This is a genomic window from Duganella sp. GW821-FHT07G03 (assembly GCF_059418605.1).
Window position 1 is genome coordinate 38,194 of the sequence record NZ_JBWKQE010000004.1, and the last position, 21,704, is coordinate 59,897.

Annotated in this window: 20 protein-coding genes; 5 read left to right on the forward strand and 15 right to left on the reverse strand. The window is 67.4% G+C overall.

The window, feature by feature from the left end; translation table 11 throughout:
• The first annotated feature begins 81 nt into the window (after positions 1-81).
• The 3 genes from AC07OK_RS07365 to AC07OK_RS07375 all read left to right on the forward strand — a co-directional run bounded on the left by AC07OK_RS07365 (position 82) and on the right by AC07OK_RS07375 (position 5,379).
• Entirely contained in the window at positions 82-2,235 is a 2,154-nt protein-coding gene (locus AC07OK_RS07365; protein ID WP_494689699.1) for a diguanylate cyclase domain-containing protein, read from the forward strand.
• Between the two features lie 112 nt (positions 2,236-2,347).
• Positions 2,348-3,847, forward strand: a complete 1,500-nt coding sequence (locus tag AC07OK_RS07370) for an ATPase domain-containing protein (RefSeq protein ID WP_494689700.1) — start codon at positions 2,348-2,350, stop codon at positions 3,845-3,847.
• A 5-nt stretch (positions 3,848-3,852) separates the two neighbouring features.
• The gene (locus tag AC07OK_RS07375; protein WP_494689701.1) at positions 3,853-5,379 is read left to right on the forward strand and encodes a hybrid sensor histidine kinase/response regulator; all 1,527 of its coding nucleotides are present in this window, start codon (positions 3,853-3,855) and stop codon (positions 5,377-5,379) included.
• A gap of 1 nt (position 5,380) precedes the next feature.
• On the opposite strand, the gene AC07OK_RS07380 is transcribed toward AC07OK_RS07375, so the two are convergent.
• The 6 genes from AC07OK_RS07380 to AC07OK_RS07405 all read right to left on the reverse strand — a co-directional run bounded on the left by AC07OK_RS07380 (position 5,381) and on the right by AC07OK_RS07405 (position 11,000).
• Positions 5,381-6,124: a hypothetical protein gene (locus AC07OK_RS07380; RefSeq protein WP_494689702.1), complete on the reverse strand. Its 744-nt coding sequence runs from the start codon at positions 6,122-6,124 to the stop codon at positions 5,381-5,383.
• Positions 6,125-6,227: 103 nt separating this feature from the next.
• Complete coding sequence (locus tag AC07OK_RS07385; RefSeq protein WP_494689703.1) at positions 6,228-8,135, reverse strand: MFS transporter; 1,908 nt, start codon at positions 8,133-8,135, stop codon at positions 6,228-6,230.
• Between the two features lie 103 nt (positions 8,136-8,238).
• Complete coding sequence (locus AC07OK_RS07390; protein WP_494689704.1) at positions 8,239-8,808, reverse strand: PIN domain-containing protein; 570 nt, start codon at positions 8,806-8,808, stop codon at positions 8,239-8,241.
• Positions 8,805-9,032 carry a hypothetical protein gene (locus tag AC07OK_RS07395; protein ID WP_494689705.1) on the reverse strand — a complete coding sequence of 76 codons (228 nt, stop codon included), beginning with the start codon at positions 9,030-9,032 and terminating at the stop codon, positions 8,805-8,807. The genes AC07OK_RS07390 and AC07OK_RS07395 overlap by 4 nt, the downstream gene beginning before the upstream one ends.
• A 47-nt stretch (positions 9,033-9,079) precedes the next feature.
• Positions 9,080-10,357, reverse strand: a complete 1,278-nt coding sequence (locus AC07OK_RS07400) for a sensor histidine kinase (protein WP_494689706.1) — start codon at positions 10,355-10,357, stop codon at positions 9,080-9,082.
• Positions 10,358-10,361: 4 nt separating this feature from the next.
• Positions 10,362-11,000 carry a response regulator gene (locus tag AC07OK_RS07405; RefSeq protein ID WP_494689707.1) on the reverse strand — a complete coding sequence of 213 codons (639 nt, stop codon included), beginning with the start codon at positions 10,998-11,000 and terminating at the stop codon, positions 10,362-10,364.
• A 151-nt stretch (positions 11,001-11,151) separates the two neighbouring features.
• Here AC07OK_RS07405 and AC07OK_RS07410 point away from each other — a divergent pair, with 151 nt between their 5' ends.
• Together AC07OK_RS07410 and AC07OK_RS07415 are read left to right on the forward strand one after the other, a co-directional pair.
• Positions 11,152-11,784: an energy transducer TonB gene (locus AC07OK_RS07410; protein WP_494689708.1), complete on the forward strand. Its 633-nt coding sequence runs from the start codon at positions 11,152-11,154 to the stop codon at positions 11,782-11,784.
• Between the two features lie 124 nt (positions 11,785-11,908).
• Positions 11,909-12,724 carry a polysaccharide deacetylase family protein gene (locus tag AC07OK_RS07415; protein WP_494689709.1) on the forward strand — a complete coding sequence of 272 codons (816 nt, stop codon included), beginning with the start codon at positions 11,909-11,911 and terminating at the stop codon, positions 12,722-12,724.
• On the opposite strand, the gene AC07OK_RS07420 is transcribed toward AC07OK_RS07415, so the two are convergent.
• From AC07OK_RS07420 to AC07OK_RS07460, 9 genes are read right to left on the reverse strand one after another with little or no spacing between them, the layout of a single operon-like run.
• The gene (locus AC07OK_RS07420; protein WP_494689710.1) at positions 12,725-13,339 is read right to left on the reverse strand and encodes a 4'-phosphopantetheinyl transferase family protein; all 615 of its coding nucleotides are present in this window, start codon (positions 13,337-13,339) and stop codon (positions 12,725-12,727) included.
• A 1-nt stretch (position 13,340) separates the two neighbouring features.
• Positions 13,341-14,573: a beta-ketoacyl-ACP synthase gene (locus tag AC07OK_RS07425; protein ID WP_494689711.1), complete on the reverse strand. Its 1,233-nt coding sequence runs from the start codon at positions 14,571-14,573 to the stop codon at positions 13,341-13,343.
• On the reverse strand, positions 14,570-15,307 hold the full coding sequence (fabG, locus tag AC07OK_RS07430) for a 3-oxoacyl-ACP reductase FabG (RefSeq protein ID WP_494689712.1): 738 nt from the start codon (positions 15,305-15,307) through the stop codon (positions 14,570-14,572). Before fabG ends, AC07OK_RS07425 begins: the two co-directional genes overlap by 4 nt.
• The gene (locus tag AC07OK_RS07435; RefSeq protein ID WP_494689713.1) at positions 15,304-15,765 is read right to left on the reverse strand and encodes a hotdog family protein; all 462 of its coding nucleotides are present in this window, start codon (positions 15,763-15,765) and stop codon (positions 15,304-15,306) included. Before AC07OK_RS07435 ends, fabG begins: the two co-directional genes overlap by 4 nt.
• Positions 15,762-16,955, reverse strand: a complete 1,194-nt coding sequence (locus AC07OK_RS07440) for a beta-ketoacyl-ACP synthase (protein WP_494689714.1) — start codon at positions 16,953-16,955, stop codon at positions 15,762-15,764. The genes AC07OK_RS07435 and AC07OK_RS07440 overlap by 4 nt, the downstream gene beginning before the upstream one ends.
• 9 nt (positions 16,956-16,964) lie before the next feature.
• Positions 16,965-17,507: a DUF3261 domain-containing protein gene (locus tag AC07OK_RS07445; RefSeq protein WP_494689921.1), complete on the reverse strand. Its 543-nt coding sequence runs from the start codon at positions 17,505-17,507 to the stop codon at positions 16,965-16,967.
• A complete protein-coding gene (locus tag AC07OK_RS07450) occupies positions 17,507-18,757 on the reverse strand; it encodes an NAD(P)/FAD-dependent oxidoreductase (protein ID WP_494689715.1) in 1,251 nt (416 codons plus the stop codon). Before AC07OK_RS07450 ends, AC07OK_RS07445 begins: the two co-directional genes overlap by 1 nt.
• Complete coding sequence (locus tag AC07OK_RS07455) at positions 18,750-21,101, reverse strand: MMPL family transporter (RefSeq protein ID WP_494689716.1); 2,352 nt, start codon at positions 21,099-21,101, stop codon at positions 18,750-18,752. The genes AC07OK_RS07450 and AC07OK_RS07455 overlap by 8 nt, the downstream gene beginning before the upstream one ends.
• Complete coding sequence (locus AC07OK_RS07460; protein WP_494689717.1) at positions 21,098-21,697, reverse strand: LolA family protein; 600 nt, start codon at positions 21,695-21,697, stop codon at positions 21,098-21,100. Before AC07OK_RS07460 ends, AC07OK_RS07455 begins: the two co-directional genes overlap by 4 nt.
• Positions 21,698-21,704: the final 7 nt, after the last annotated feature.

Below are 21,704 nucleotides of genomic sequence, written 5' to 3' on the forward strand. Positions count from 1 at the left end.
TTCTCCAGGGGATAGAGGTAGGCGCCACGCCCGGTGCTACAATGAATTTCATTTCCCCCAGACATCTTTTTGGCCCGCGCCATGACATCGCAGCCCTCCCCACGCACGGCCCGGCCGCGCCTCACCACGCTGGTGACAGTGGGTGTGGCCGCGACGGTGTTGATGTCGGTGCTGTCGCTGCTGGTGCTGGTCGATCACTTCGCCTTCGACTACGCCGAACGCGAAGCGGGCCTGCGCTTGCAGCAGCTGTCGTGGCAGATGCGCGATTCGCTCAACCGCGTGTTGCAGAAGGCCACCGGCGACGTCCAGCTGCTGACCGAGCTGCCGCAGATCCGCGACGCCAAGTCCCCCGCCGAAATCCGCCAGGTGCTCGAAAGCCTGCAAAAAACCTTCCCCGACTACGCCTGGATCGGCCTGGCCAATCCCGACGGCAGCGTCTACGCCGCCACCCAGGGCTTGCTCGAAGGCCAGGACGTCAGCATGCGCGCCTGGTTCAAGGGCGGCCGCGACAAGCTCTACGCCGGCGATTTCCACCCCGCCAGCCTGCTCGGCAAAAAGCTGCCGTACAGCGCCGACCCGTGGCGCTTCGTCGACGCGGCCGGCCCGGTGCGGCGTTCGGACGGCAGCTACCGCGGCGTGCTGTGCGTGCACATGAGCTGGAGCTGGGCGCGGCGCCTGGTGCAGACCATCCTGACGCCGGCCGACCAGCAGTATTCGGCCGACATCTTCGTGGTGCGCGGCGACGGCACCGTCATGCTCGGCCCCAAGGGCACCGAGGAAAAGACCATCGGCAGCACCAGCCTGGCGCTGTCGCAATCGGGCGCGCCGGGCTCGCTGAAGGAAACCTGGCCCGACGGCCGCAGCTACCTGACCGGCTTTTCCCGCACCGGCGATCTGAACAATCCCGCCACGCTGACCTGGTCGGTGCTGGTGCGCCAGCCGGAGGACGTGGCGCTGGCCGGCGCCCGCGCGCTGGAACGCCAGATCCTGCTGCTGGGCGCCATCCTCGGCGTGGCCATGGCGCTGGCGGCGTCGGCGGCGGCGCGCCGGCTCACGCGTCCGCTCAACGCGCTCAGCAAGAACATCGAACAACGCTCGGCCGCGCCGCCCGACACGCCGCCCGGCGCGCTGCCGCCGATCCCGCTGGTCGACAGCTTCCACGAGGCGCAGGTGCTGTCGCAGGCGCTGGCCGGGCTGGTGCGCAACGAGCAGGACCACCTGGGCACCTTGCGCGGCATGAACGAAAAACTGGAGTCGACGGTCGGCGAACGCACCCGCGAGATGACGCGCAAGGCGCTGCTGCTGGAGCGCGCGCTGGCGCAGGAGCAAAGCACGCAGCTGCTGTTGCAGGAACGCGCGGCCGAGCTGCGCGCCATCCTCGACAACGCCCACGACGCCTTCATCGCCCTCGATCCGGGCGGCGTGGTGCTGGACTGGAACCGCCAGGCCGAGCAGCTGTTCGGCTGGCGCCGCGCCGAGGTGATCGGCCAGCCGCTGGCGGCGATGGTGTTGCCGCCGCTGCTGCGCCGCGCCTACGAACGCGACATGCGCCAGCTGGCCGACTGCGGCGCCGACACCGTGCTCAACCGTCGCATCGAACTGACCTTGTGCAACCGCGCCGGCCAGGAGCTGCCGGTGGAAGTGTCGCTGGCCTACGTGCCGCGCAGCAGCGGCCACCTGTTCATCGCCTTCCTGCACGACATCAGCGAGCGCAAGACGCTGTTCGAATCGATGGAGGCGATGGCGCTGCGCGACACGCTCACCGGCCTGCCCAACCGGCGCGCGCTGATGGCCGCGCTGACCGAGGCGATCCAGCGCGCCAGCCGCCTGCGCCACAGCTGCGCCGTGTTCTTCCTCGACCTCGACCGCTTCAAGCAGATCAACGACCGCTACGGCCACGAGGAAGGCGACGAACTGCTGCGCCAGTTCGCCGCGCGGGTGCAGCACATCGTGCGCAAGACCGACACCGTGGGCCGGCTGGCGGGCGACGAGTTCATCGTCATCCTCGAGAACCTGCACAGCGACAACGCCGCGCAGGAGACCGCCGACAAGCTGCGGCCGGCGCTGCAACAGCCGTTCCGCCTGAAGACCGCCACCGTCTCGCTCAGCGCCAGCATCGGCATCGCCATCCACCATCCGGACGACCCGCAGGATATCGAGATGCTGCTGGGCCGCGCGGACCGCGCGATGTACATCGACAAGCAGCACAGCGCGCAGCAGCGCCTGCAAGGCTGAGCGAGCCGCGCACGTTTGCTATCGAAAATCCCGCTTCCGCCATTTCAGGTAGTATCAGCCGAACATCCGCCGCGCCCTTGCGAGCGCGGCGTCCATTTTTCGGACTGCGCCCATGCAAGCACAGAACAGCGCTACGCATCTGTTTCTCTCGACCGGCGTGCCCGGCCTGGATGAAGTGCTGGCCGGCGGCCTGACGCGCGACCGCCTCTACCTGGTCGAAGGCGAACCGGGCACGGGCAAGACCACGCTGGCGCTGCAGTTCCTCAACGATGGCGCGCGCCAGGGCGAGCCGGTGCTCTACATCACGCTGGCCGAAACCGCCGTCGAACTGCTGAGCGTGGCGCAGTCGCACGGCTGGACCATGGACGGCATCCACATCGAAGAAATCCTGCCCAGCGAGGACGTGCTCGATCCCGCGCAGCAGTACACCATCTTCCATCCGTCCGAAATCGAACTGGGCACCACCATCCAGCGCATCGTCGCCGCCATCGAGCGCCACCAGCCGCGCCGCGTGGTGCTCGATTCGCTGTCGGAGTTGCAGCTGCTGGCGGAAAGCCCGCTGCGCTACCGGCGCCAGGTGCTCGCGCTCAAGCAATACCTGGGCAGCCGCAGCTGCACCACCATCTTCCTCGACGACCGCACCGCCCTCAGCACCGACCTGCAGGTGCGCAGCGTGGCGCACGCGGTGCTGACCCTGGAGCTGGCCGACCAGGCCTACGGCGCCGAGCGGCGCCGGCTGCGCGTGGTCAAGTACCGCGGCATCGCCTTCCGCGGCGGCGCCCACGACTACAAGATCATCAGCGGCGGCCTGCACGTGTTCCCGCGCCTGGAGGCGGCCGCCAGCCGCGTGGTCAGCGACCGGCGCCAGCTCTCGAGCGGCCTGCCGGCGCTGGACCAGCTGATCGGCGGCGGCCTGGAAGAAGGCATGAGCACGCTGATCTCGGGGCCGCCGGGCACCGGCAAGTCCACGCTGGCGGCGCAGTTCGTGCACGCCGCCACCCAGCGCGGCGAGCCGTGCGCGATGTTCCTGTTCGAAGAGGCGCGCAACAATATGCTCAACCGCGCGGCCGGGGTCGGCATGCGGCTGGCCGACGCCATCGACCGCAACTTGCTGACGATCCAGCAGATCGACCCGGCCGAGCTGGCGCCCGGCCAGTTCTCGCACGCGGTGATGCAGGCGGTCGAGCGCGGCGTGCGGGTGGTCGTCATCGACAGCCTGAACGGCTACCTGAACGCGGTGCCGGACGAGCGCTTCCTCACCATCTACCTGCACGAGCTGCTGACCTACCTGGGCCAGCGCGGCGTGGTCAGCATCGTGGTCGGCGTCCAGCAAGGCATGCTGGGCAGCGGCATGACCACCGCGATCGACGCCAGCTACATCGCCGACAACGTCATCATGCTGCGCTACTTCGAAGCCGAGGGCGAGGTGCGGCAGGCGATCTCGGTGTTCAAGAAGCGCGGCAGCGCGCACGAGCGCACCATCCGCCGCTTCCGGATCGGCCAGGACGGCATCGACGTCGGGCCGGTGCTGAACGACTTCCACGGCATCCTCACCGGCGTGCCCACCTACAACGGAACGCTGGCCGTGGGCGGCGAGCATCCGGCCGGCTGACGCCGATGGAAACGCGCATCCTGATCTACGCGCCGACCGGCCAGGACGCCACCTTGGCGGCCAAGGTGCTGGCGATGGCGGCCATCCACAGCCACGTCTGCCGCACGCTGGCCGAGCTGGCGGCGCAGCTGGAACGGGGCGCGGGCGCGGTGCTGACGGTGGAGGAAGCGCTGGCGCCGGGCGGCTACAAGCTGCTGCAGGAGCACGTGGCGCGCCAGCCCGACTGGTCCGACCTGCCCATCATCCTGCTGACCCACCGCGGCGCCGATTCGCCGACGGTGCGCCAGGCCGTGGCCGGCCTGGGCAACCTGAACCTGATGGAGCGGCCGGTGCGCACGCTGACCCTGATCACGGCCGTGCACGCCACGCTGCGCGCGCGCCACAAGCAGTACCAGGTGCGCGAGGCGGCGCGCCGCAAGGACGAGTTCCTCGCCAGCCTGGGGCACGAGCTGCGCAATCCGCTGGCGCCGATCCGCACCTCGGTCTCGCTGCTCACGCATATGTATCCGGACGCGCCGCCGGTGGCGCGCATCCGCGACATGGTCGAGCGCCAGGTGCGGCTGTTGACGCGGCTGGTGGACGACCTGCTCGACGTGGCCCGCATCACCAGCGGCAAGATCACGCTGCAGCGCCAGCAGGTCAGCCTGGCCGCCGCGATGAACCACGTCGGCGAGCTGTGCCTGCAAGCGGCCGAGGCCAAGCGCATCGCCATCGCCTGGCAGCTGCCGGCCGACGACGTCCTGCTCGACGCCGACTACGCGCGGGTGGTGCAGATCGTCGCCAACATCGTGTCGAACGCGGTCAAGTTCACGCCGCAGGGCGGCCGGGTGGCGGTGGCCGCCAGCTGCCACGGCGACGAGCTGCTGGTGACGGTGCGCGACAACGGCATCGGCCTCGACGCCGAATCGATTCCACGCATCTTCCGCATGTTCGAGCAAAGCAAGACCGTGGCCGGCCAGTTCTCCAGCGGCCTGGGCATCGGCCTGAGCCTGGCGCGCCGCTTCGCCGAGATGCACGGCGGCTCGGTCGAGGCCAGCAGCGCCGGGCCCGGCCAGGGCAGCGAATTCGCGATCCGCCTGCCGGTGCTGGGCGGCGCCGCGCGCGACACGGCCCTGCCGGCGGCCGCCGGCGACGGCGACGGCCGCAAGTTGCAGGTGCTGGTGGTGGACGACAACCAGGACGCCGCCGATTCGCTGGCGGCGCTGCTGGAGATCGACGGCTTCGACGCGCACGCGGTGTACGACGGCGCCAGCGCCATCGCCGCCAGCGCCGAGCATCCGCCGGACCTGATCATCCTCGACCTCGGCATGCCCGGCATGGACGGCTACGAAACCGCGCGGGCGATCCGCCAGCGCCCCGGCGCCGACGGCATTCTGATGATCGCGCTGACCGGCTGGGGCCAGGGCGACGCCCGCCGCCGCTCCGGCGAAGCGGGCTTCGATCACCACCTGGTCAAGCCGGTGGAGCTGGACCAGATCGTGCGCCTGGCCGGCGCGCGCCAGAACCGCGAACAGGTGCAGGCGGCGCGCTGACTTACAGCGGCTTGATGTCGATGGTCGCGCCCTGCAGGTAGAAGGCGTTGCTGCCTTCGAAGCCGGAATCGGCGCCCAGCGCGATCCAGAAGCGGCCGTCCTTGTCGCTGGTCACCACGATCGCCTCGCTCGACTTGCGGGTGGTGCTGGCCCACTTGCCGCCGGCGCAGTCCAGGCCCGGGATGCCCTGCGTCCCCAGCACCTTGCCGTCCTTGCCGGAAACGGCCTGGTTGCCGCGGTCCAGGTTCATGCGGAACTGGCCGACCGGCCCTTCCACCGTATTGATGTTGTAGTAGTTGGCCGCCACCACCATGTACACGTTGTCGCCGCGTGAACCGCCCACGCCCATGCAGCCGGTGGCCGCGTCGGTGGCGTAGCGCAGCTCGAAGCTCAGCAAATATTTGGTGGTCGGCACGAAGCCTTCCAGCTGGCGCGTGACGTAGCTCAGCACGTCGTCGCTGTTGTTGCGCGCGGCCAGGTAGTAGCCCTTGCCGCTCAGCGGCGCCGGCAAGTCCTTCCAGCCGGAAGCGACCTCGGTCGGCCGGTCCTTGTTGGTGTAGTCGGCGACGTCGGCACGCCAGCCGTCGATGCCGGTGTTGAAATCGATCGTCACCGTCGACGCTACCGGCGTGCCCTTGTCCGGGAACTGGTACGGGTTGGGTATGAAGTCGCCGCCGCCGCAGGCGGCCAGCGTCAGCACGCCGGTCGCGGACAGCGCGGCCAGCAGATATTTTTGTATGCTCATGGTTTTCCCTAAAGTAGTCGACGCCCTGGCAAGGCATCGATACTTAGTTTAAAGAAAACCTATATAAAATTGCAATAACTTTGTAACAACTAGTAAGTGGCATTCACTTCCAGTCGCCGCGCAGTTCCAGCACGCGTTCCTGCAAGCCTTCCGGCGTCACGTCCTGCGGCGGCACCGGCACGCCGACCGCCAGCGCCAGGCGCGAACGCAGGCCGGTGCGGAAGGCGCGCTCGAACACATTGGCGCCGCTGCGGCTGAGCAGATGGCCCCACAAGCCGCGCAGCGCCATCGGGATCACCGGCACCTTGGTGCGCTCGACGATCTTGGACACGCCGCCCTTGAATTCGTTGATCTCGCCGGTGCTGGTCAGGCGGCCTTCCGGGAAGATGCACACCAGGTCGCCCTCGTGCAGTGCCTGGGCGATGTCGACATAGGCCTTCTCCATCAGCCACGGGTCTTCCTTGGCCGGCGCGATCGGGATCGCGCGCGCGGTGCGGAAGATCCAGCCCAGCAGCGGCAGCTTGAAGATGCGGTGGTCCATCACGAAGCGGATCGGCCGCGGGCTGGCCGCGCCGATGACGATGGCGTCGACGTAGCTGACATGGTTACACACCAGCACCGCCGCGCCTTCGGCCGGGATGCGCTCGGCGTCGATCAGGCGCACGCGGTGCACGGTGTGGATCAGCATCCAGGCCAGGAAGCGCATCAGGAACTCCGGCACCAGCGAGAAGATGTAGACCGCCACCACCGCGTTGAGCAGCGCCGTCACCAGGAACAGCTGCGGGATCGTGAAGCCCTGCCCCAGCAGCACGATGGCCAGGCCGGCCGCGGCCACCATGAACAGCGCGTTGAGGATGTTCATGCCGGCGATGGTGCGCGACATGTGGGCCGGATCGCAGCGGGTCTGGATCAGCGCGAACAGCGGCACGATGAAGAAGCCGCCGAACATGCCGATCAACAGCACGTCGCCCAGGATGCGCCACATGCCGTGTTGCACCATGATGGCGAAGGCGTCCAGGTGCGGGCCGGCCGCCAGCGCGGCGGCGCCGGCGGCGAAACCCTGGCTGGAGAAATACAGGTCGGCGCCGAAGATGGACAGGCCGATCGAGCCGAACGGCACCAGGCCGATTTCCACCTTGCGGCCGGACAGGCGCTCGCACAGCAGCGAGCCGCTGCCCACGCCCAGCGAGAACACCGTCAGCAGCAACACGAACACGCTGTGGTCGCCGTGCAGGTAGTCCTTGGCGTACACCGGGAACTGCGCCAGCACCAGCGCGCCGTAGAACCAGAACCAGGAGTTGCCCAGCATGGACAGGAACACCACGCGGTTCTTGCGCGAGAAGTTAATGTTGCGGAACGATTCGCCGATGAAGTTCCAGCTCACCTTCAGCTCCGGCGCCGGCGCCGGCGCCAGCGGGATGCGGTAGCTGGCGATCAGGCCGAGCAGCGCCACGGCGATGGTGGCGACGGCTTCGAAGGCGATGCCGTTGGGCTTTTGCACGACCAGCACCGCGCCCAGGATCTCGCCCAGCAGGATGCCGACGAAGGTGCCCATCTCGGTCACGCCATTGCCGCCGATCAGTTCTTCGGACTTGAGCTGCTGCGGCAGGTAGGCGTACTTGACGGGGCCGAACAGGGTCGAGTGGACGCCCATGCCGACCACGGCGGTGACCAGCAGCCACAGGGTGTGGGTCATCCAGCCGAGGCCGGCGATGCACATGATGGCCACTTCCAGCCATTTGACGAAGCGGGTCAGGCCGGACTTTTCGAACTTGTCGGCCAGCTGGCCGGCGGTGGCCGAGAACAGCACGTAGGGCAGGATGAACAGGCCGGGGATCAGGTTGGTGATCAGCGATGGCGACAGCGTGGTCCAGCTCATCGCATCGAAGGTCAGCATCACCACCAGCGCGGTCTTGAACAGATTGTCGTTGAACGCGCCGAGGAACTGGGTCCAGAAAAACGGCGCGAAGCGGCGTTGCGTCAACAGGGAAAACTGATTGGGCTGGCTCATGTCTGCGGCATCCGTTCTGGTGGGTGTTACGGAAAGGTTGAACGGATTATAACCCCATGCCACGCGATCCAAACATGCCGACAAGCAACAAGCTAGCGCCAGATCAATCCAACCACGCACTCAGGATATCCTCGGCTCCGCTGCTGGCAAGCGCGCCGGCAGCACGCGCGGTCTGGCCGCGTATCGCGGTGGCACGGTCGAGGATCAGCTCGGCGTCGGGAATCAGCTGCCGCCGCTGAAGGCCGTGCAGGAAGGTCGATGTCGACAGGATCAAGACGTTGTCGGGAATACGGACCAGGAAATTGGTCTTGCGAACATCGGAGTCTTCAAATAGCAGTAGACCGGCATCGATGCCATCCGCCAGTTCGCGGGCCAAAATTTCGGCCGCAGCCATTTCGCCGCGATTGCGCGTGCGCAGCGCCGGGTTCAGCGCCAGCAAGGCTGAAAACTCGGCATACTCCTCGGTGTCGCCGATTTCCACGGCGTCGAGATTGAGATCCAGCCACGCAAGCAGCTCCTGCGCGCCCGGTTTGCCGGCGTGGCGCGTGACCTCGAACCGCACCATGTCCGGAATGACGACACGTACACCCAGCAAGGTCAGCGTGTCGAGCGCATCGGCTACCGCCAGCGTAATGAGCGGCCCGGCGTCCGTCACGATCAAGGCGATGTTCATCCGAACACCCGTTCGAACAAATTGCGCTGTGCCTCGTTGAAATGCAAGCGGGTGTCAACGCGCGGCAAAGGCAGGCCGTGACGGGCCAGCTCGTTCAATATCTCGCCGAACCAAAGCCCGCTGGACTGCTCCAGTTCGCTGCGGCTGATTCGGCCCTCCGAATAGGCCGCCAGCAACTGCTCTAGTTGCGGACGGACAGTATCAGCAACGACTGCGGTTTCCATAATGAATCTCGCGTTGAAGTCACGGTTTGACTATACACCGAATGGGCTCATGCCTGCGGAATGAAGATGGCGATGCGCGTGCCGGCGCCGATGGCGGTGCTGATGTCGATGCGGCCGTCGAAGGCGGCCACCCGCTCGCGCATGCCGACGATGCCGATGCCGGGCGAGGCCAGCGCCGCGTCGTAGCCGCTGCCGTTGTCGGCGATCTCCATGCCCAGCCCCGCCCCGTCCAGCGACAGGCTCACCGTCACCTGCGTGGCGCGCGCGTGCTTGGCGATGTTGGACAGGGCTTCCTGCATGATGCGGTAGGCCGAGATGCCGATGCCGCTTTCCAGCCGCGCAAAGTCGCCGTCGGCGCGGAAGCTGTAGCGGCAGCCGGCGTGCGCGCGATCGTAGTGGCGCACCATCTCCTCCACCGCGCCGTCCAGGCCCAGCATGTCCAGCACCTCGGGACGCAGGCGCCGCACCAGCGTGCGGCCGCTGTTGTAGAGTCCCAGCGCCAGCTTGATGATGGACTGCGCGCGCTCGCGCACCTCGCCCGGCTCGCTGACGTCGACGATGCGCTGCGCCTCCAGCCGCGCGGCGATCAGCGTGGCGTTGAGTTCATCGTGGATCTCCAGCGCGATGCTCTTGCGCTCATCCTCGACGGCGGTGTTGACCTTGCGGATCAGGCGGCGCTTTTCGGCGTCGGCCGCGCGCAGCGCCTGCATCGACGCCTGCAAGGACGCGTTCAAGCCGGTCGACAGCTGCCACGCCAGCAGCGCGCAGGCCATCAGGCCCAGGCTGGCCACCAACAGCTCGACGTAGAAGCGGCGCGTCTGCTTGAGCAGCAGCGCCGACGGCGACATCGTCACCCGCACATAGCCCATCGTCTCGACCGCGACGCTGCTGGCGCCGGCCGGCTGGTTCTTCAGGTAAGGTTTGCCGTCGGCGGCCAGCATGGTCACGAACATCAGCCGCTTGAGCACCGGCGCCTCGTAGTAGCGGGCGTCCGGCTGGCCCGGCGCGTGCGCGGCGGCCTGCACCAGCGCATGCCGCTGCGCGTCCAGCACTTCGATGCGATCGATGCTGGCGTCCGAGCGCAGCAGGCCGTTGATGGTCAGCCGCAGATCATCGTAGCGGCGCGACAGCAGGCTGAATTCGCTGCTCTCGGCCAGCACCTTGGCCACCAGCGGGCCGCGCTCGGCCATCTCCTCGCGCACTTCGGACAGCCGCGAATGGTAGGCGTACCAGACGAAGGTGCTGAACATATAGGCCAGCGGGATGACGGTGACGCACAGCAGCCGCGCGCGCACGCTCCATTGGCGCCAAAAATCGAAACGCATGTCCTTACGGCTCGATCAGGCCGTGCTTGACGGCCAGCCGCGTGATGTAGGCCGGCCGGTGCACGCCAAGCTTCTCCTTCACCGCCTGGCTGATGTTGCTGATGGTTTTGGTGGAGACGTCGAGCTTCTCGGCGATCTCGGCGTTGGTCAGGCCCTCGGCCATCAGCGTGAAGATTTCCAGCGCGCGCTCGTCCAGCTGCGACTGCGGCGAAGCGTCGCCGCGCACCGACAGGTTGGCCAGCCGCTCGGCGATCTGCGGCAGGAAGTACAACTCGCCGTCATGCGCGCGCCGCACCGCCGCCGCCAGGTCGGCCGGGTCGCAATCCTTGGTCATGAAGGCGCGCCCGCCGAGGCGGTAGGTTTCCTTGATCAGGCTATCCTGGTCGAACTGGCTGAGGAAGACGATGGCGGCGTCCGGCGCCTGCGCCAGGATCTGCTTGGCCACGTCCAGGCCGGTCAGCTGCTCGCCGAAGCGGATGTCCAGCACCGCCACATCCGGCTTGAGCTGCCGGTACTGTTCCAGCGCCTCTTCCGGCGTGCGCGCCTGCCCCACCACGTGCAGCCCCTGCCCTTCGAGCGACATCGCGAAGCCCGTCATCACGATCGGATGATCGTCCGCCAGCATGACCCGTATCTTCTTCACTGCTACCTCCTGGAATATTTACTACCCGATAGTGGAAGCATACCACACCATCCCGGCGCAAAATATTCCAGAAATATCCTTTTATTTTGCTATGACATGGAATAGTATACTTCCAAGACATAGCAATCCCACCCACCACCAAGGAGCACATATGCATCAGAAAAAGAATCTCACCGGTCTCACCGTCGTGGCCCTGCTGCACGTGGCGTTGCTGGCGGCCTTCCTGCACGGCTCCAAACTGACGGTGTTCAAAATCAGGGAATCGGTGATCGACCTGACGCCGACCGCGCCCGTGCCGCCGCCACCGAAAGTGCTGCCGCCCGAGGTGCCGCTGCCCAAGCTGGCCCCGCCGGACATCTTCGTGCCGCAGGTGGAAACGCCGGTACTGCCGTCCAGCCCGCCGCCGGTGACGGCGCGGCCGCTGACGGAGCAGCCGCCCTCCCAGCCATCCCAGCCGGGGATCGCCGAACCGGGCGCGAAGACAGTGGTGAAAGCGGCGCCGCTGCTGGTGGCGGCGGTGGTGGACGCCAAGGCCTGCGCCAAGCCGGACTATCCCAAGTCCGCGCTGCGCAACGGCGATACCGGCGTCGTCACGCTGGCACTGCTGATCGGCACCGACGGCCGGGTGACCGATTCGAAGGTGGAGAAATCCAGCGGCTTCCGCGAACTGGACCGCGCGGCCCAGACCGGCCTGGGCCTGTGCAAGTTCAAGCCCGGCACCGTGGACGGCGTGCCGCAGCAATCCTGGACCAGGATGCAGTATGTGTGGAGCCTGGACGACTAAGCCACTTGTCCTCAAGAATGCGGCTGCGGCGGGAAATCCACGTACAATATCGGTCCCATTCCTTGCGCCATGCCGACCGCCCGTGTCCAACCATTTTTCCCGCCTGCTGCTTGTACTCTGCGCTATGTTGTTGAGCCCTTGCGCCGCGCCCCAGGATGCGGCGCTCGCTCCAATACGCTTCCTGCTGACCTTCGACGACGGCCCGGCGGCGGCCGACAGCGACAATCCGACCGTGCATATCCTTGAAACGCTGGCCAAGAATCCGCTGCAGGACCACATCAAGGCGGTCTTCTTCACCCAGACCCGCGCCTGGCATGGCGGCGGCACAGCGGTCGGCCGGGCCCTGATACGACGCGAATACGACGAAGGCCATGTGGTCGCGCTGCACAGCGCCACCACCTTCCATTCGAACCACCGCCTCATGAGCCGCGCGGAGCTGGACGAATCGATGCAGCGCGGCGTCGACGACCTGACCACCGTCACCGGCGTCGCGCCCAAGCTGGTGCGGCCGCCGTTCTGGGCCTACGATGCCGATACGCTGGCCTCCTACCACCAGCACGGCATGCGCATGCTGCTGACCGACCTCAGTGCCAACGATGGCAAGATCTACGGCGTCAACTTCAGCTGGCACAAGCGCTCCAACATGCTCACCCACCTGGCCGAGACCCGCAAACGCTGGGCCGCCGGCGCCATGCCCACGGTTGACGGCAGCACGCCGGTGGTCGTCACCTTCCACGACGTGAACACCTACACCTCGCGCCACATCCAGGAGTACATGGAGATCCTGCTCGACGTCGCGCGCGAACTCGAGGTCCCGCTGGCCACCAAGCCTTTCTACGACGACCGCGAGGAACTGGAACGCGCCGCGCTGGCCAGCACCGTCGACAACGCCAGCGTCAAACCACCCTTGCCGGGCATATGGAACTGGCTGTGGCGCTGATCACGGCAGCGTAATCAACTCTATCCGTGGCGGCACCTTCAACGGCAACGCGCTGCACAACACCACCGACAATTCCTCATGCGGCAAATCGAGCCGATGCGCCCGCGCCGTCTCGCCCAGCTTGAAGCGCGCTTCCTTCCCGCTCCACAAACTGTAAAAGCCGGCGACACGCTGCGCCTCATCCAAGGCCGCCCACTGCGCCAGCTCGTCCGCGTCGAAGGCCTGCGCCGCCAGCGCCGCCAGATCGCGCCGCGCATCGCGCACTTCGATATCCAGTCCCAGCGCCGTCTGCGCGCTCACCGCGCATGCCACCCAGCGGCCGCTGTGCGCGATGCTGAAGCCTGGCAGCGGTCCTCGCGGCACGGGCGCCTTCAGCAACGGCGCGGCTCCGGGCCTGTCTTCCAATTCGATGTCGCGCGGCGCCACGCCCAGCAGGGAGCCCAGCGCCATGCGCAACAGCACGCGGCCGGCGACGAACTGGCGCTGCCGCTGGGTGCGGACAAAGCGCCGGCAGCGCGCCTCCTCGCTGGCCGACAGCCAACCGCGCAGGCGCAGCAGATCTCCGTCCGCCATGCCGTCGACGTCGGTCATCCAGAGCGCGGCCGCGACGCTCATCTTATTTGACGTAGCGTTTGAAAATCAGCGACGTGTTGATGCCGCCGAAAGCGAAGTTATTCGACATCACGTACTCGCACTGCAGTTGCCGGCCTTCGCCGACGATGTAGTCGAGCGCCGCGCAAGCCGGATCGATTGCGTCCAGATTGATGGTCGGCGCAAACCAGCCCTCGCGCATCATCTCGATGCTGATCCAGGCTTCCAGCGCGCCGCAGGCGCCCAGCGTGTGGCCCGTGTAGCTCTTGAGGGAACTGATCGGCGTCCGGCCGCCGAACACCGCCAGCGTCGCCTGCGACTCGGCGATGTCGCCCTGGTGGGTGCCGGTGCCGTGCGCGTTGATATAGCCGATATCGGACGGCTGCAAACCGGCGTCCTGCAAAGCCAGCTGCATCGCCTTCTGCATGGTGGCCGCATTCGGCTGGGTGACGTGGCAGCCGTCGCTGTTGGTGCCGAAGCCGACCAGCTCCGCGTGGATCGCGGCGCCGCGCGCCTGCGCGTGCGCCAGGTCTTCCAGGATCAGGCAGCCGGCGCCCTCGCCGATCACCAGGCCGTCGCGGCCGCCGTCGAACGGCCGGGGCGTGGTGTGGCCGGCGTCGTTGCGGGTGCTGGTGGCGAACAGGGTGTCGAACACCGCCGCCTCGGTGGCGCACAGCTCCTCGGCGCCGCCGGCCACCATCGCCAGCTGCTTGCCGCCGCGGATAGCCTCGTAGGCGTAGCCTATGCCCTGGCTGCCGGAGGTACAGGCGCTGGACGTGGTGATCACGCGCCCGGTGATGCCGAAGAAGACGCCGATATTCACCGGCGCCGTGTGCGCCATCATCTTGATGTAGGTGGTGGCGTTGATGCCCTTGGTGGTGCGCTCCTCCATCATGCGGCCGAAGTCTCCGATGGCGCTCGGCGTGCCCGCCGACGAACCGAAGGACACGCCCATGTCGCCGCCCTTGAGCAGCGGGTGCTCCAGCAGTCCGGCATCGGCCAACGCCAATTCGCTGGCGCGCGTGGCCATCAGCGCGACGCGGCCCATGCTGCGAATCGCCTTGCGGTTATAACGTTCAGTCAGCGAGAACGGCGCGGCCGGCGCGCCCAGGCGCGTGTTCAGCCCCTCGTAGTCCTCCCACTCCGCCATGCGCACCACGGCGTTGCGGTATTGGCCCAGGCGCTCGCGTATCGTGGCCCAGTCGTTGCCGATCGGGCTGATGCCGGCCATGCCGGTGACGGCGACGCGGCGGCTCATGCCAGGCCGCCGTTGACGGAGATGACCTGGCGCGTGATGTAGCCCGCCTCTTCGCCGATCAGGAAGCTGACGGCGGCGGCCACCTCCTCCGGTTTGCCGACGCGGCGCGCCGGTATCATCTTCAGCGCTTCTTCCATCGGCACCTCGCTGGTCATGTCGGTTTCGATCAAGCCCGGCGCCACGCAGTTGACGGTGATGGCGCGCTTGGCCAGCTCCAGCGCCAGCGCCTTGGTGGCGCCGATGATGCCGGCCTTGGCCGCGCTGTAATTGACCTGGCCGCGATTGCCGATCAATCCCGACACCGACGCCAGCGTGACGATGCGGCCCGGCTTGCGGCGCTGGACCAACGGCATCACCAGCGGATTGAGCACGTTGTAAAAACCGTCCAGGTTCGTCTTCAGCACGATGTCCCAGTCCTCGCCGGACATCGCCGGGAAGGCGTTGTCGCGCGCGACCCCGGCATTGCACACCACGCCGTAGTAGCAGCCGTGCTGCGCGATGTCCGCCTCCAGCGCGGCGGCGGTGGCGGCGCGGTCGCCGATATCGAACTGCAGCACGCGCACCGCGCGGCCCATCTCGGCGATCTGCTGCGCGACCGCGTCGGCCTCGGCACGCTGGCTGCGGCAATGCAGCACCACGTCGTAGCCGTCGCGCGCGAGGCGCAGCGCAATCGCCTTGCCGATGCCGCGCGACGACCCCGTCACCAGCACGCTCATGGACTTATTCTGATTCATACTGCGTTTCCATCGTTGAGAAATTGATTGACATTATCTGGCTGGAACACCGTCACCGTGGCCGTCGCCACCGCGCTGGCGCCGCCGGCGACGTCGATGCGGCAGTCGAACGCGCCCAGGCCGTTCTCGCCTTGAAGCACCCGATGCACATGCACCAGCAGCACGCTGCCGTTGGCGAACAACGGCACGCCGCAGGCATACTTGCGCGATCCGAGCAGAAAGCCCACCTTGACCGCCTCGCCGCGCTGCAAAGCCAGCCAGCCGGCATGCGCGGCGATCGCCTGCGCCATGTATTCGATGCCGACCCAGGCGCCGACGCCCTCTTCCCCACCCAGCACGCTGCCGGCGTGGATGCGCACTTCGGCGCACAGGTCATCGACGTCCGCGCTCAGCACGCGGTCGAGCAGCATCATCTGGCCGGTATGCGGCACCAGTTCGCGCACATCGGGCATCGTCATGCGGTCCTCCCCAGCAGCAGCGCCGCATTGGAGCCACCGAACGCGAATGAGCTGCTCAGCACATGGCGCAACGGACGGCCCAGCGCAGCGCCGGGCGCCGCCAGGTTCAGCGCCGGCAGCGCCGGATCGGCCGCGCCGTCCCACAGGTGCGGCGGCAGACGGCCCTGCGGGTTATCGTCCTGCATGGCGAGCCAGCACAACGCCGCTTCGATCGCGGCCGCCGCGCCCAGCGTATGGCCGGTGAACGGCTTGGTGGAACTGACCGGCACTTCGAGGCCGAACAAGGCAGCGATCGCGCCCGACTCCATCGCGTCGTTCTGCCGGGTCGCCGTGCCGTGCATGTTGATGTAGTCGATCTGCGCCGCCGTCACGCCGGCGCGTTCCAGCGCCTGCGTCATCGCCAGCCGCGCGCCCACGCCGGCCGGGTCGGGGGCCGACATGTGGTGGCCGTCCGACGATTCGCCCCAGCCCAGCAAGGCAACCGCCGTCGGCGTCGCGGCCTCGCCGCTCATCAGGAACAGCGCCGCGCCCTCGCCGATGTTGATGCCGTCGCGGTTGGCGCTCATCGGATTGCACTGCGCCGCGCTGACCGAGTCCAGCGCGGCGAAGCCGGCCACCGTGAAGGAGCACAGCGAATCGACGCCGCCGGTCAGCACGACGTCGCACAAGCCCATCTTGATCAGGCGCGCGGCGCCGGCCATCGCCTTGGCGCTCGACGAGCATGCGCTGGAATGTACATAGGCCGGACCGGCCAGGTTCAGTTCCCGCGCCAGCATCTCGGCCAGCGATCCCATGGTCTGGTGGCCGTAGCAGAAGTCCGGCGGCAGCGCGCCTTCGGCCACATGGCGGGCGATGGCCAGCTCGGTCTCGCCGATGCCGGAGGTGCTGGTGCCGAGCACCACGCCAACGCGGTCGGCGCCGTAGCGCGCGATGGCGGCATCGACCTGGGGACGGATCTGCGCCAGCGCCGCCAGCGCCAGCGCGTTGTTGCGGCTGCGCTGCGATGGCGGCAGGTGGCCCACGGACGGCAGTTCCCCGCGCACGCGGCCCAGCGGCAGCTCGCGGCCGGGCGAGCAGCTGTCGGTCGCCGCCACGCCGGTCTCGCCCGCGTACAGGCGCGCCTTGACCTGCGCCGGGCTGTCACCCATCGCACAGACTATGCCGCAAGCATTCAAATAAAATTTCAACATACATCGTTCTCAGTCGGTAGGGGCCGCAAACTGTATCGTCAGCTTATAGCGATATCGTAAATTGTCCAGCACCACGGTGCCGCTCCAACGCGGCGTGCCACTGTAGGAAATCTGCATGATCGGTTGATCGTCCAGGAACAGGGTGCGGTGCGCCCCCTGCTCGGCGATGCGCCAGCCCGGCGGCAGCGCGGCGGCGATCGCCTCGGCCGGCCACAGGGTCAGCTGCATGTCCTCCAGCACGTCCTCGGCGCGCACCTGCGCCGGCAGCATCACGTGCCGCCACGAGGTCAGCTCCTTGCCGTCGTAGTGCATGGTCAGCACGCGCTGGCTGAACGCCAGGCCGACGACGTCGATCGCGTCCGGCTCCACTTGCAGCGCGACGTCGAGATCATCGGTGCGGCCGTTGCGCTCCACCTTCAAGTGCTGCTGCACGCTGATCGATGTGCCCAGCGCCGCCGGCGCCAGTTTCAACCCCAGGCGGGCCTGCGGCGGCGGCGTCGTGGCGCAGGCGGCCAACAGCAGCGCCGCCAGCAACGGCGCGCAGCGGCGCATCAACCTTGCGCGCACAAGGCCTCCAATGCCGCCAAGCGACGCGGCGTCTCCTTGACGAAGGGATTGCTCTGGTCCCAGGCGTAACCGGCCAGGATCGCCGAAATCATGCGCCGCACTTCCGGCTGCTGCTTCTCATGGAAGATGATGGTCTGGAAGCCGCCGGCATACCACGACTCGACAAAGGCGCGAAACGTATCGACGCCCTTGCGCAACGGCGCGCCGTAGTCGGCCTGCCAGTCCACCTGTTCGCCGGCGAACTGGCGTTCCAGCACTGCCGCGGCAAGGCTGGCCGACTTGAAGGCGATGGTCACGCCCGACGAGAACACCGGATCGAGGAACTCGCCGGCATTGCCCAGCAAGGCATAGCCCTCGCCCCACAGCTTGTCGACGTTGGCCGAGTAGCCGACGATCTGGCGCGCCGGCGTATCCCACTTGGCGTTTGCCAGCAGCGCCGACAGCGACGGCTCTTCCGCCACGATGGCTTGCAGGCGCTCGGTGGCGCTGCCCTGGTAGCGGTCGAGGAAACTGGTCTCCGCCACCACGCCCAGCGAGCAGCGGCCGCCTGCGAACGGAATGGTCCAGAACCATACATTGCAATGCTCGGGATGCACGGTCACGCGGATCTTGGTGCGGTCAAAATCGCCACCACGGAAGCCGTCTTCAACGTGCGTGAAGATCGCGCCGCGCACCGGGAAATTGGATGGCGTTTCCAGATCCAGCAAGCGTGGCAGGACGCGGCCGAAACCGCTGGCGTCCAGAATGAAACCGGCCTTCACCTGATACTGCACGCCGTCCGCCCCCTTGACCGTGACCAGCGCGGGAGCGCCGCCCGTGCCCAGTTCAATATTCAGCACTTCGTGGCGATAGCGCACCTCGGCGCCGAAACGCTCCGCTTCCTTGGCCAGCACATGATCGAAATCGGCGCGCTGCACCTGGTAGGTGGTGCCCCATCCAGCCGAATGCTTGTCGCGGAAATCGAAATCGGTATAGCAGCCGTTGCGCATGAACGCCGCGCCGTTCTTGAACTGGAAGCCCGCTTCGACCACGGCCTGCAACATGCCCGCCTGCTCCAGGTAGGCCATACTTTGCGGCAGCAGGCTCTCGCCGATGGAAAAGCGCGGGAACTGCTCGCGTTCGAGCACCAGCACCTGGCGCCCCTGCTGGCGCAGCAGCGCGGCGGCCACGGAACCCGCGGGGCCGGCGCCGACGATCAGGATTTCTACGGCTTCGATGCTCAATGCGTCAGTCATGTTTGCTTTCGTTAGTAGAGCCAAAACAAGGGACGATCAACCAGACCAGCGCGGTCCCCAGCAGCATCGTCAGGCCAAACGCCTGCAACGCCGGAGTGGAACTCAGTCCCAGCAAACCGAAGGACAAAATCGTATTCGCGGCCGACATGCCGACCGCCAGCCACGGCGTGCGGTCGCGCCGGTCGGGATGCTCCTGCATGAAGATGCCGTAGTCGACGCCGACGCCCAGCAGCAGCATCAGCGCCAGCACGTGGAACAGCTGGAGATTCTGCGACGCGAAGCCGAGCAAGGCCAGCGTGGCGATGCTGGCCAACGCGGTCGGCGCCAGCACGCGCCAGGTCCGGCGCCGGTAGCGCGGGAACAGCAGCGCAAACACCACCACGTAGGCGCCCAGCACCACCCAGCTCATATACTGGCGATAACGGCCCAGCACCGATGAAATCTCCGCCACCTTGTCGACCCACTGCACGCCCTGCAAGCCATCGGCGGCCAGTTGCACCTGCGGCACGGCGGCGCCGGACAGGCCGCGCAAGGCGACGATGCTGGCGTAGGCGCCTTTGACGTCGCCCAGCCACAGATGGCGCCACGGCTCGCTGGCCGGCGTCTTCAGGAAATCGTCCAGCGTCAGCGGCGCGGCGGCGGTGCGCAGGCCGGCGGCGGTGGCGACGACCCATCGCGAGTCCTCGCCGGTTTGCGCGGCGATCGCGTGCAGCGGACCATTCGCCGCCAGCAGCTTCTCTTCGATCAGCTGGCGACGCGCGGCCTGCGTGCGCGCGGACGGCACCCAGTTCGACATCGCCTGATAGCCGGAGATGCGCCGCGCCGCCACCATCGGGTCCAGCCGCGCCTTCAGCGCCTCCTCGCGTTGCAGCACCGTCTCAACGGAGTCGCCGCGCACCAGGAAGTACTGCACCGGCGTTGGCGCGTCCAGCAGCTTGCTCAATTTGAGCTGGTCGGCGATCAGGTGCTTGGACGGATTTTGCAGCAGGCGGATGTCGTCGTTGGCACCCAGGCGGCTGACGCCATAGCCCGCCGCCAGCACGAACGCCACGGCAACCAGCAAGGTGGCGCGGTTCATGCGTAGCAGCGGCCAGCGTGACAGGGCCGCACCATAGACGCGCACCAGCGCCCCGCTCTTCAGCGTGCGGCTGCCGACCAGCGCCGGGAACCAGCACGCCACCGTCAGCCAGGCGAACACCAGGCCGAGCGCGGAGAACACCGCCATCTGGCGCAGGCCGGGGAACGGCGTCAGCGCCAGTCCCATGTAGCCGATCACCGCCGCCAGCAAGGTCAGGCCCAGGCCCGGCAGCAGGCGTTTCAACAACGCCGGCGACGTCAGTTTTTCGTCGGCCGCGAGACGGTTGCACAGGAAGTAGATGCCGTAGTCCTGCGCCACGCCGATCAGGCTTGCGCCGAACACCAATGTCATCAGGTGCACGCGGCCGAACAGCAGCCAGCACACCGACAGCGCACCGAGGCAGCCAATGCCGATCGACAGTAGGATCAGCGAAATCGGCTTGAACGAATGGAAGGCAAACCACATCAGCAGCACGATGCCCAGCAGCGAGCCGATGCCGATGGTGGACACCTCGCCGCTGGCCTGGGCGCTGGCGTTGGCCGCGTGCAGGATCACGCCGGCCTGTATCAGCTCCACTTGCGGCGCCGCCTTGCGGGCGGCGTCGCGGGCCTGCTTCAGCAAGGGCAGCACGGTTTCCTGCGCCGTCATCGACAACGCCGGCACCTTCAATGTCAACGGCAGCAGCACGTACTGGCGCTGCGCGTCGGCGACGAACAGGTGGCCGTCGCGCGGACGCACCGGGGTTTCCTGTGCGCGCTCCTGCAGCCAGCCGGCGAACAGGCCGAACGGATCGTCCTGCCAGGTACCCAGGTTCGGGCCGCCGAATGGGCTATACAGTTTGCCCAGCGCCGCTTCGAGCCAGAACTGCGGCGGCTGCGTGCGCAGCTGTGCTTCCTGCTGCGTCGTCATCAACGTCAGGCGATGGCGCTGGAACAGCGACAGCCAGTCGTTCTGGGTTTGCTCGTTGATCGGCGTCGCTGCGAAGATGTCCTTGTGGGCGGCCAGCACGGCGCTGTAGGCGTCGGCGGCGCGCCTGGCGTCCTCCCAGTCGGCCGCGCCGACCAGCACCACCACCCGCTGCTGCGCCGCATCGACCATATGGCTGAACGACTGCTGCAACAGGGGATCGCGCTCCTGCACCGGCAGCAGCGCCATGATGTCGGTGTCCGGCACGATGCGCTGCACCAGCCACAGATAGGCGTTATGCCCCAGCAGCAGGCAGACCGCAAAGGCCCACAGCAGCGCAAGTTGGCGCGTACGGTTCAAAACAGCGCCGCCTCTTCCTTGGTCATCGCGGCGTCGCCGGCCTGGATCGCAGAGAACACGATGGTGGTGCGGTCGCCGGCGACGTCGCCCATGACGATGGTCTTCACGTAGGCGCCGCCATCGAGTTTGATAATGCCGATCGCCTTCTCCAGCCCCGCCTGGCGCGGCTTGAGCACGACGTTCCAGTTGCTGGCGTCAACCGTGCCGTCCACCTCGAACAGCGTTTCCAGCTGCCCCAGGTCGCCGGACAGCAGCGAGAACAGCACGTTGTTGATCATGCGGACGGTCGGCTCGGTCTTGGCGTCCAGGCGCATCGCAACACGGTCGCCCTGGTAGTTGACGATTTCGTCGCGCGTCAGCCGCAGCGTGCTGGGAAAAGGCTGCAAGGTGTGCCACAACACGCCTTTGCCGGCGACCACGCAAAAGCGGCCGTTGGAGGCCAGCGGTTTCTTCATGCCGGCCAGCTGCTTGCTCTGGTCGAAGCGGCCACACATGACCGGCGGCTTGGCCAGCATGGCCTGGATCTTCGCGACCGGCGCGGCGGCGTGGGCCTGGCCCAGAACTGCCAGAGCGACCGCCAGCAGTATCGATTTCATCGTCAGT

What these genes read in the sequence shown, in the direction of transcription:
- AC07OK_RS07365 (WP_494689699.1), top strand. Translation starts at nt 82, where the DNA reads ATGACATCGCAGCCCTCCCCACGCACGGCCCGGCCGCGCCTCACCACG.
- AC07OK_RS07370 (WP_494689700.1), top strand. Translation starts at nt 2,348, where the DNA reads ATGCAAGCACAGAACAGCGCTACGCATCTGTTTCTCTCGACCGGCGTG.
- AC07OK_RS07375 (WP_494689701.1), top strand. Translation starts at nt 3,853, where the DNA reads ATGGAAACGCGCATCCTGATCTACGCGCCGACCGGCCAGGACGCCACC.
- AC07OK_RS07380 (WP_494689702.1), bottom strand. Translation starts at nt 6,124, where the DNA reads ATGAGCATACAAAAATATCTGCTGGCCGCGCTGTCCGCGACCGGCGTG.
- AC07OK_RS07385 (WP_494689703.1), bottom strand. Translation starts at nt 8,135, where the DNA reads ATGAGCCAGCCCAATCAGTTTTCCCTGTTGACGCAACGCCGCTTCGCG.
- AC07OK_RS07390 (WP_494689704.1), bottom strand. Translation starts at nt 8,808, where the DNA reads ATGAACATCGCCTTGATCGTGACGGACGCCGGGCCGCTCATTACGCTG.
- AC07OK_RS07395 (WP_494689705.1), bottom strand. Translation starts at nt 9,032, where the DNA reads ATGGAAACCGCAGTCGTTGCTGATACTGTCCGTCCGCAACTAGAGCAG.
- AC07OK_RS07400 (WP_494689706.1), bottom strand. Translation starts at nt 10,357, where the DNA reads ATGCGTTTCGATTTTTGGCGCCAATGGAGCGTGCGCGCGCGGCTGCTG.
- AC07OK_RS07410 (WP_494689708.1), top strand. Translation starts at nt 11,152, where the DNA reads ATGCATCAGAAAAAGAATCTCACCGGTCTCACCGTCGTGGCCCTGCTG.
- AC07OK_RS07415 (WP_494689709.1), top strand. Translation starts at nt 11,909, where the DNA reads ATGTTGTTGAGCCCTTGCGCCGCGCCCCAGGATGCGGCGCTCGCTCCA.
- AC07OK_RS07420 (WP_494689710.1), bottom strand. Translation starts at nt 13,339, where the DNA reads ATGAGCGTCGCGGCCGCGCTCTGGATGACCGACGTCGACGGCATGGCG.
- AC07OK_RS07425 (WP_494689711.1), bottom strand. Translation starts at nt 14,573, where the DNA reads ATGAGCCGCCGCGTCGCCGTCACCGGCATGGCCGGCATCAGCCCGATC.
- fabG (WP_494689712.1), bottom strand. Translation starts at nt 15,307, where the DNA reads ATGAATCAGAATAAGTCCATGAGCGTGCTGGTGACGGGGTCGTCGCGC.
- AC07OK_RS07435 (WP_494689713.1), bottom strand. Translation starts at nt 15,765, where the DNA reads ATGACGATGCCCGATGTGCGCGAACTGGTGCCGCATACCGGCCAGATG.
- AC07OK_RS07440 (WP_494689714.1), bottom strand. Translation starts at nt 16,955, where the DNA reads ATGTTGAAATTTTATTTGAATGCTTGCGGCATAGTCTGTGCGATGGGT.
- AC07OK_RS07445 (WP_494689921.1), bottom strand. Translation starts at nt 17,507, where the DNA reads ATGCGCCGCTGCGCGCCGTTGCTGGCGGCGCTGCTGTTGGCCGCCTGC.
- AC07OK_RS07450 (WP_494689715.1), bottom strand. Translation starts at nt 18,757, where the DNA reads ATGACTGACGCATTGAGCATCGAAGCCGTAGAAATCCTGATCGTCGGC.
- AC07OK_RS07460 (WP_494689717.1), bottom strand. Translation starts at nt 21,697, where the DNA reads ATGAAATCGATACTGCTGGCGGTCGCTCTGGCAGTTCTGGGCCAGGCC.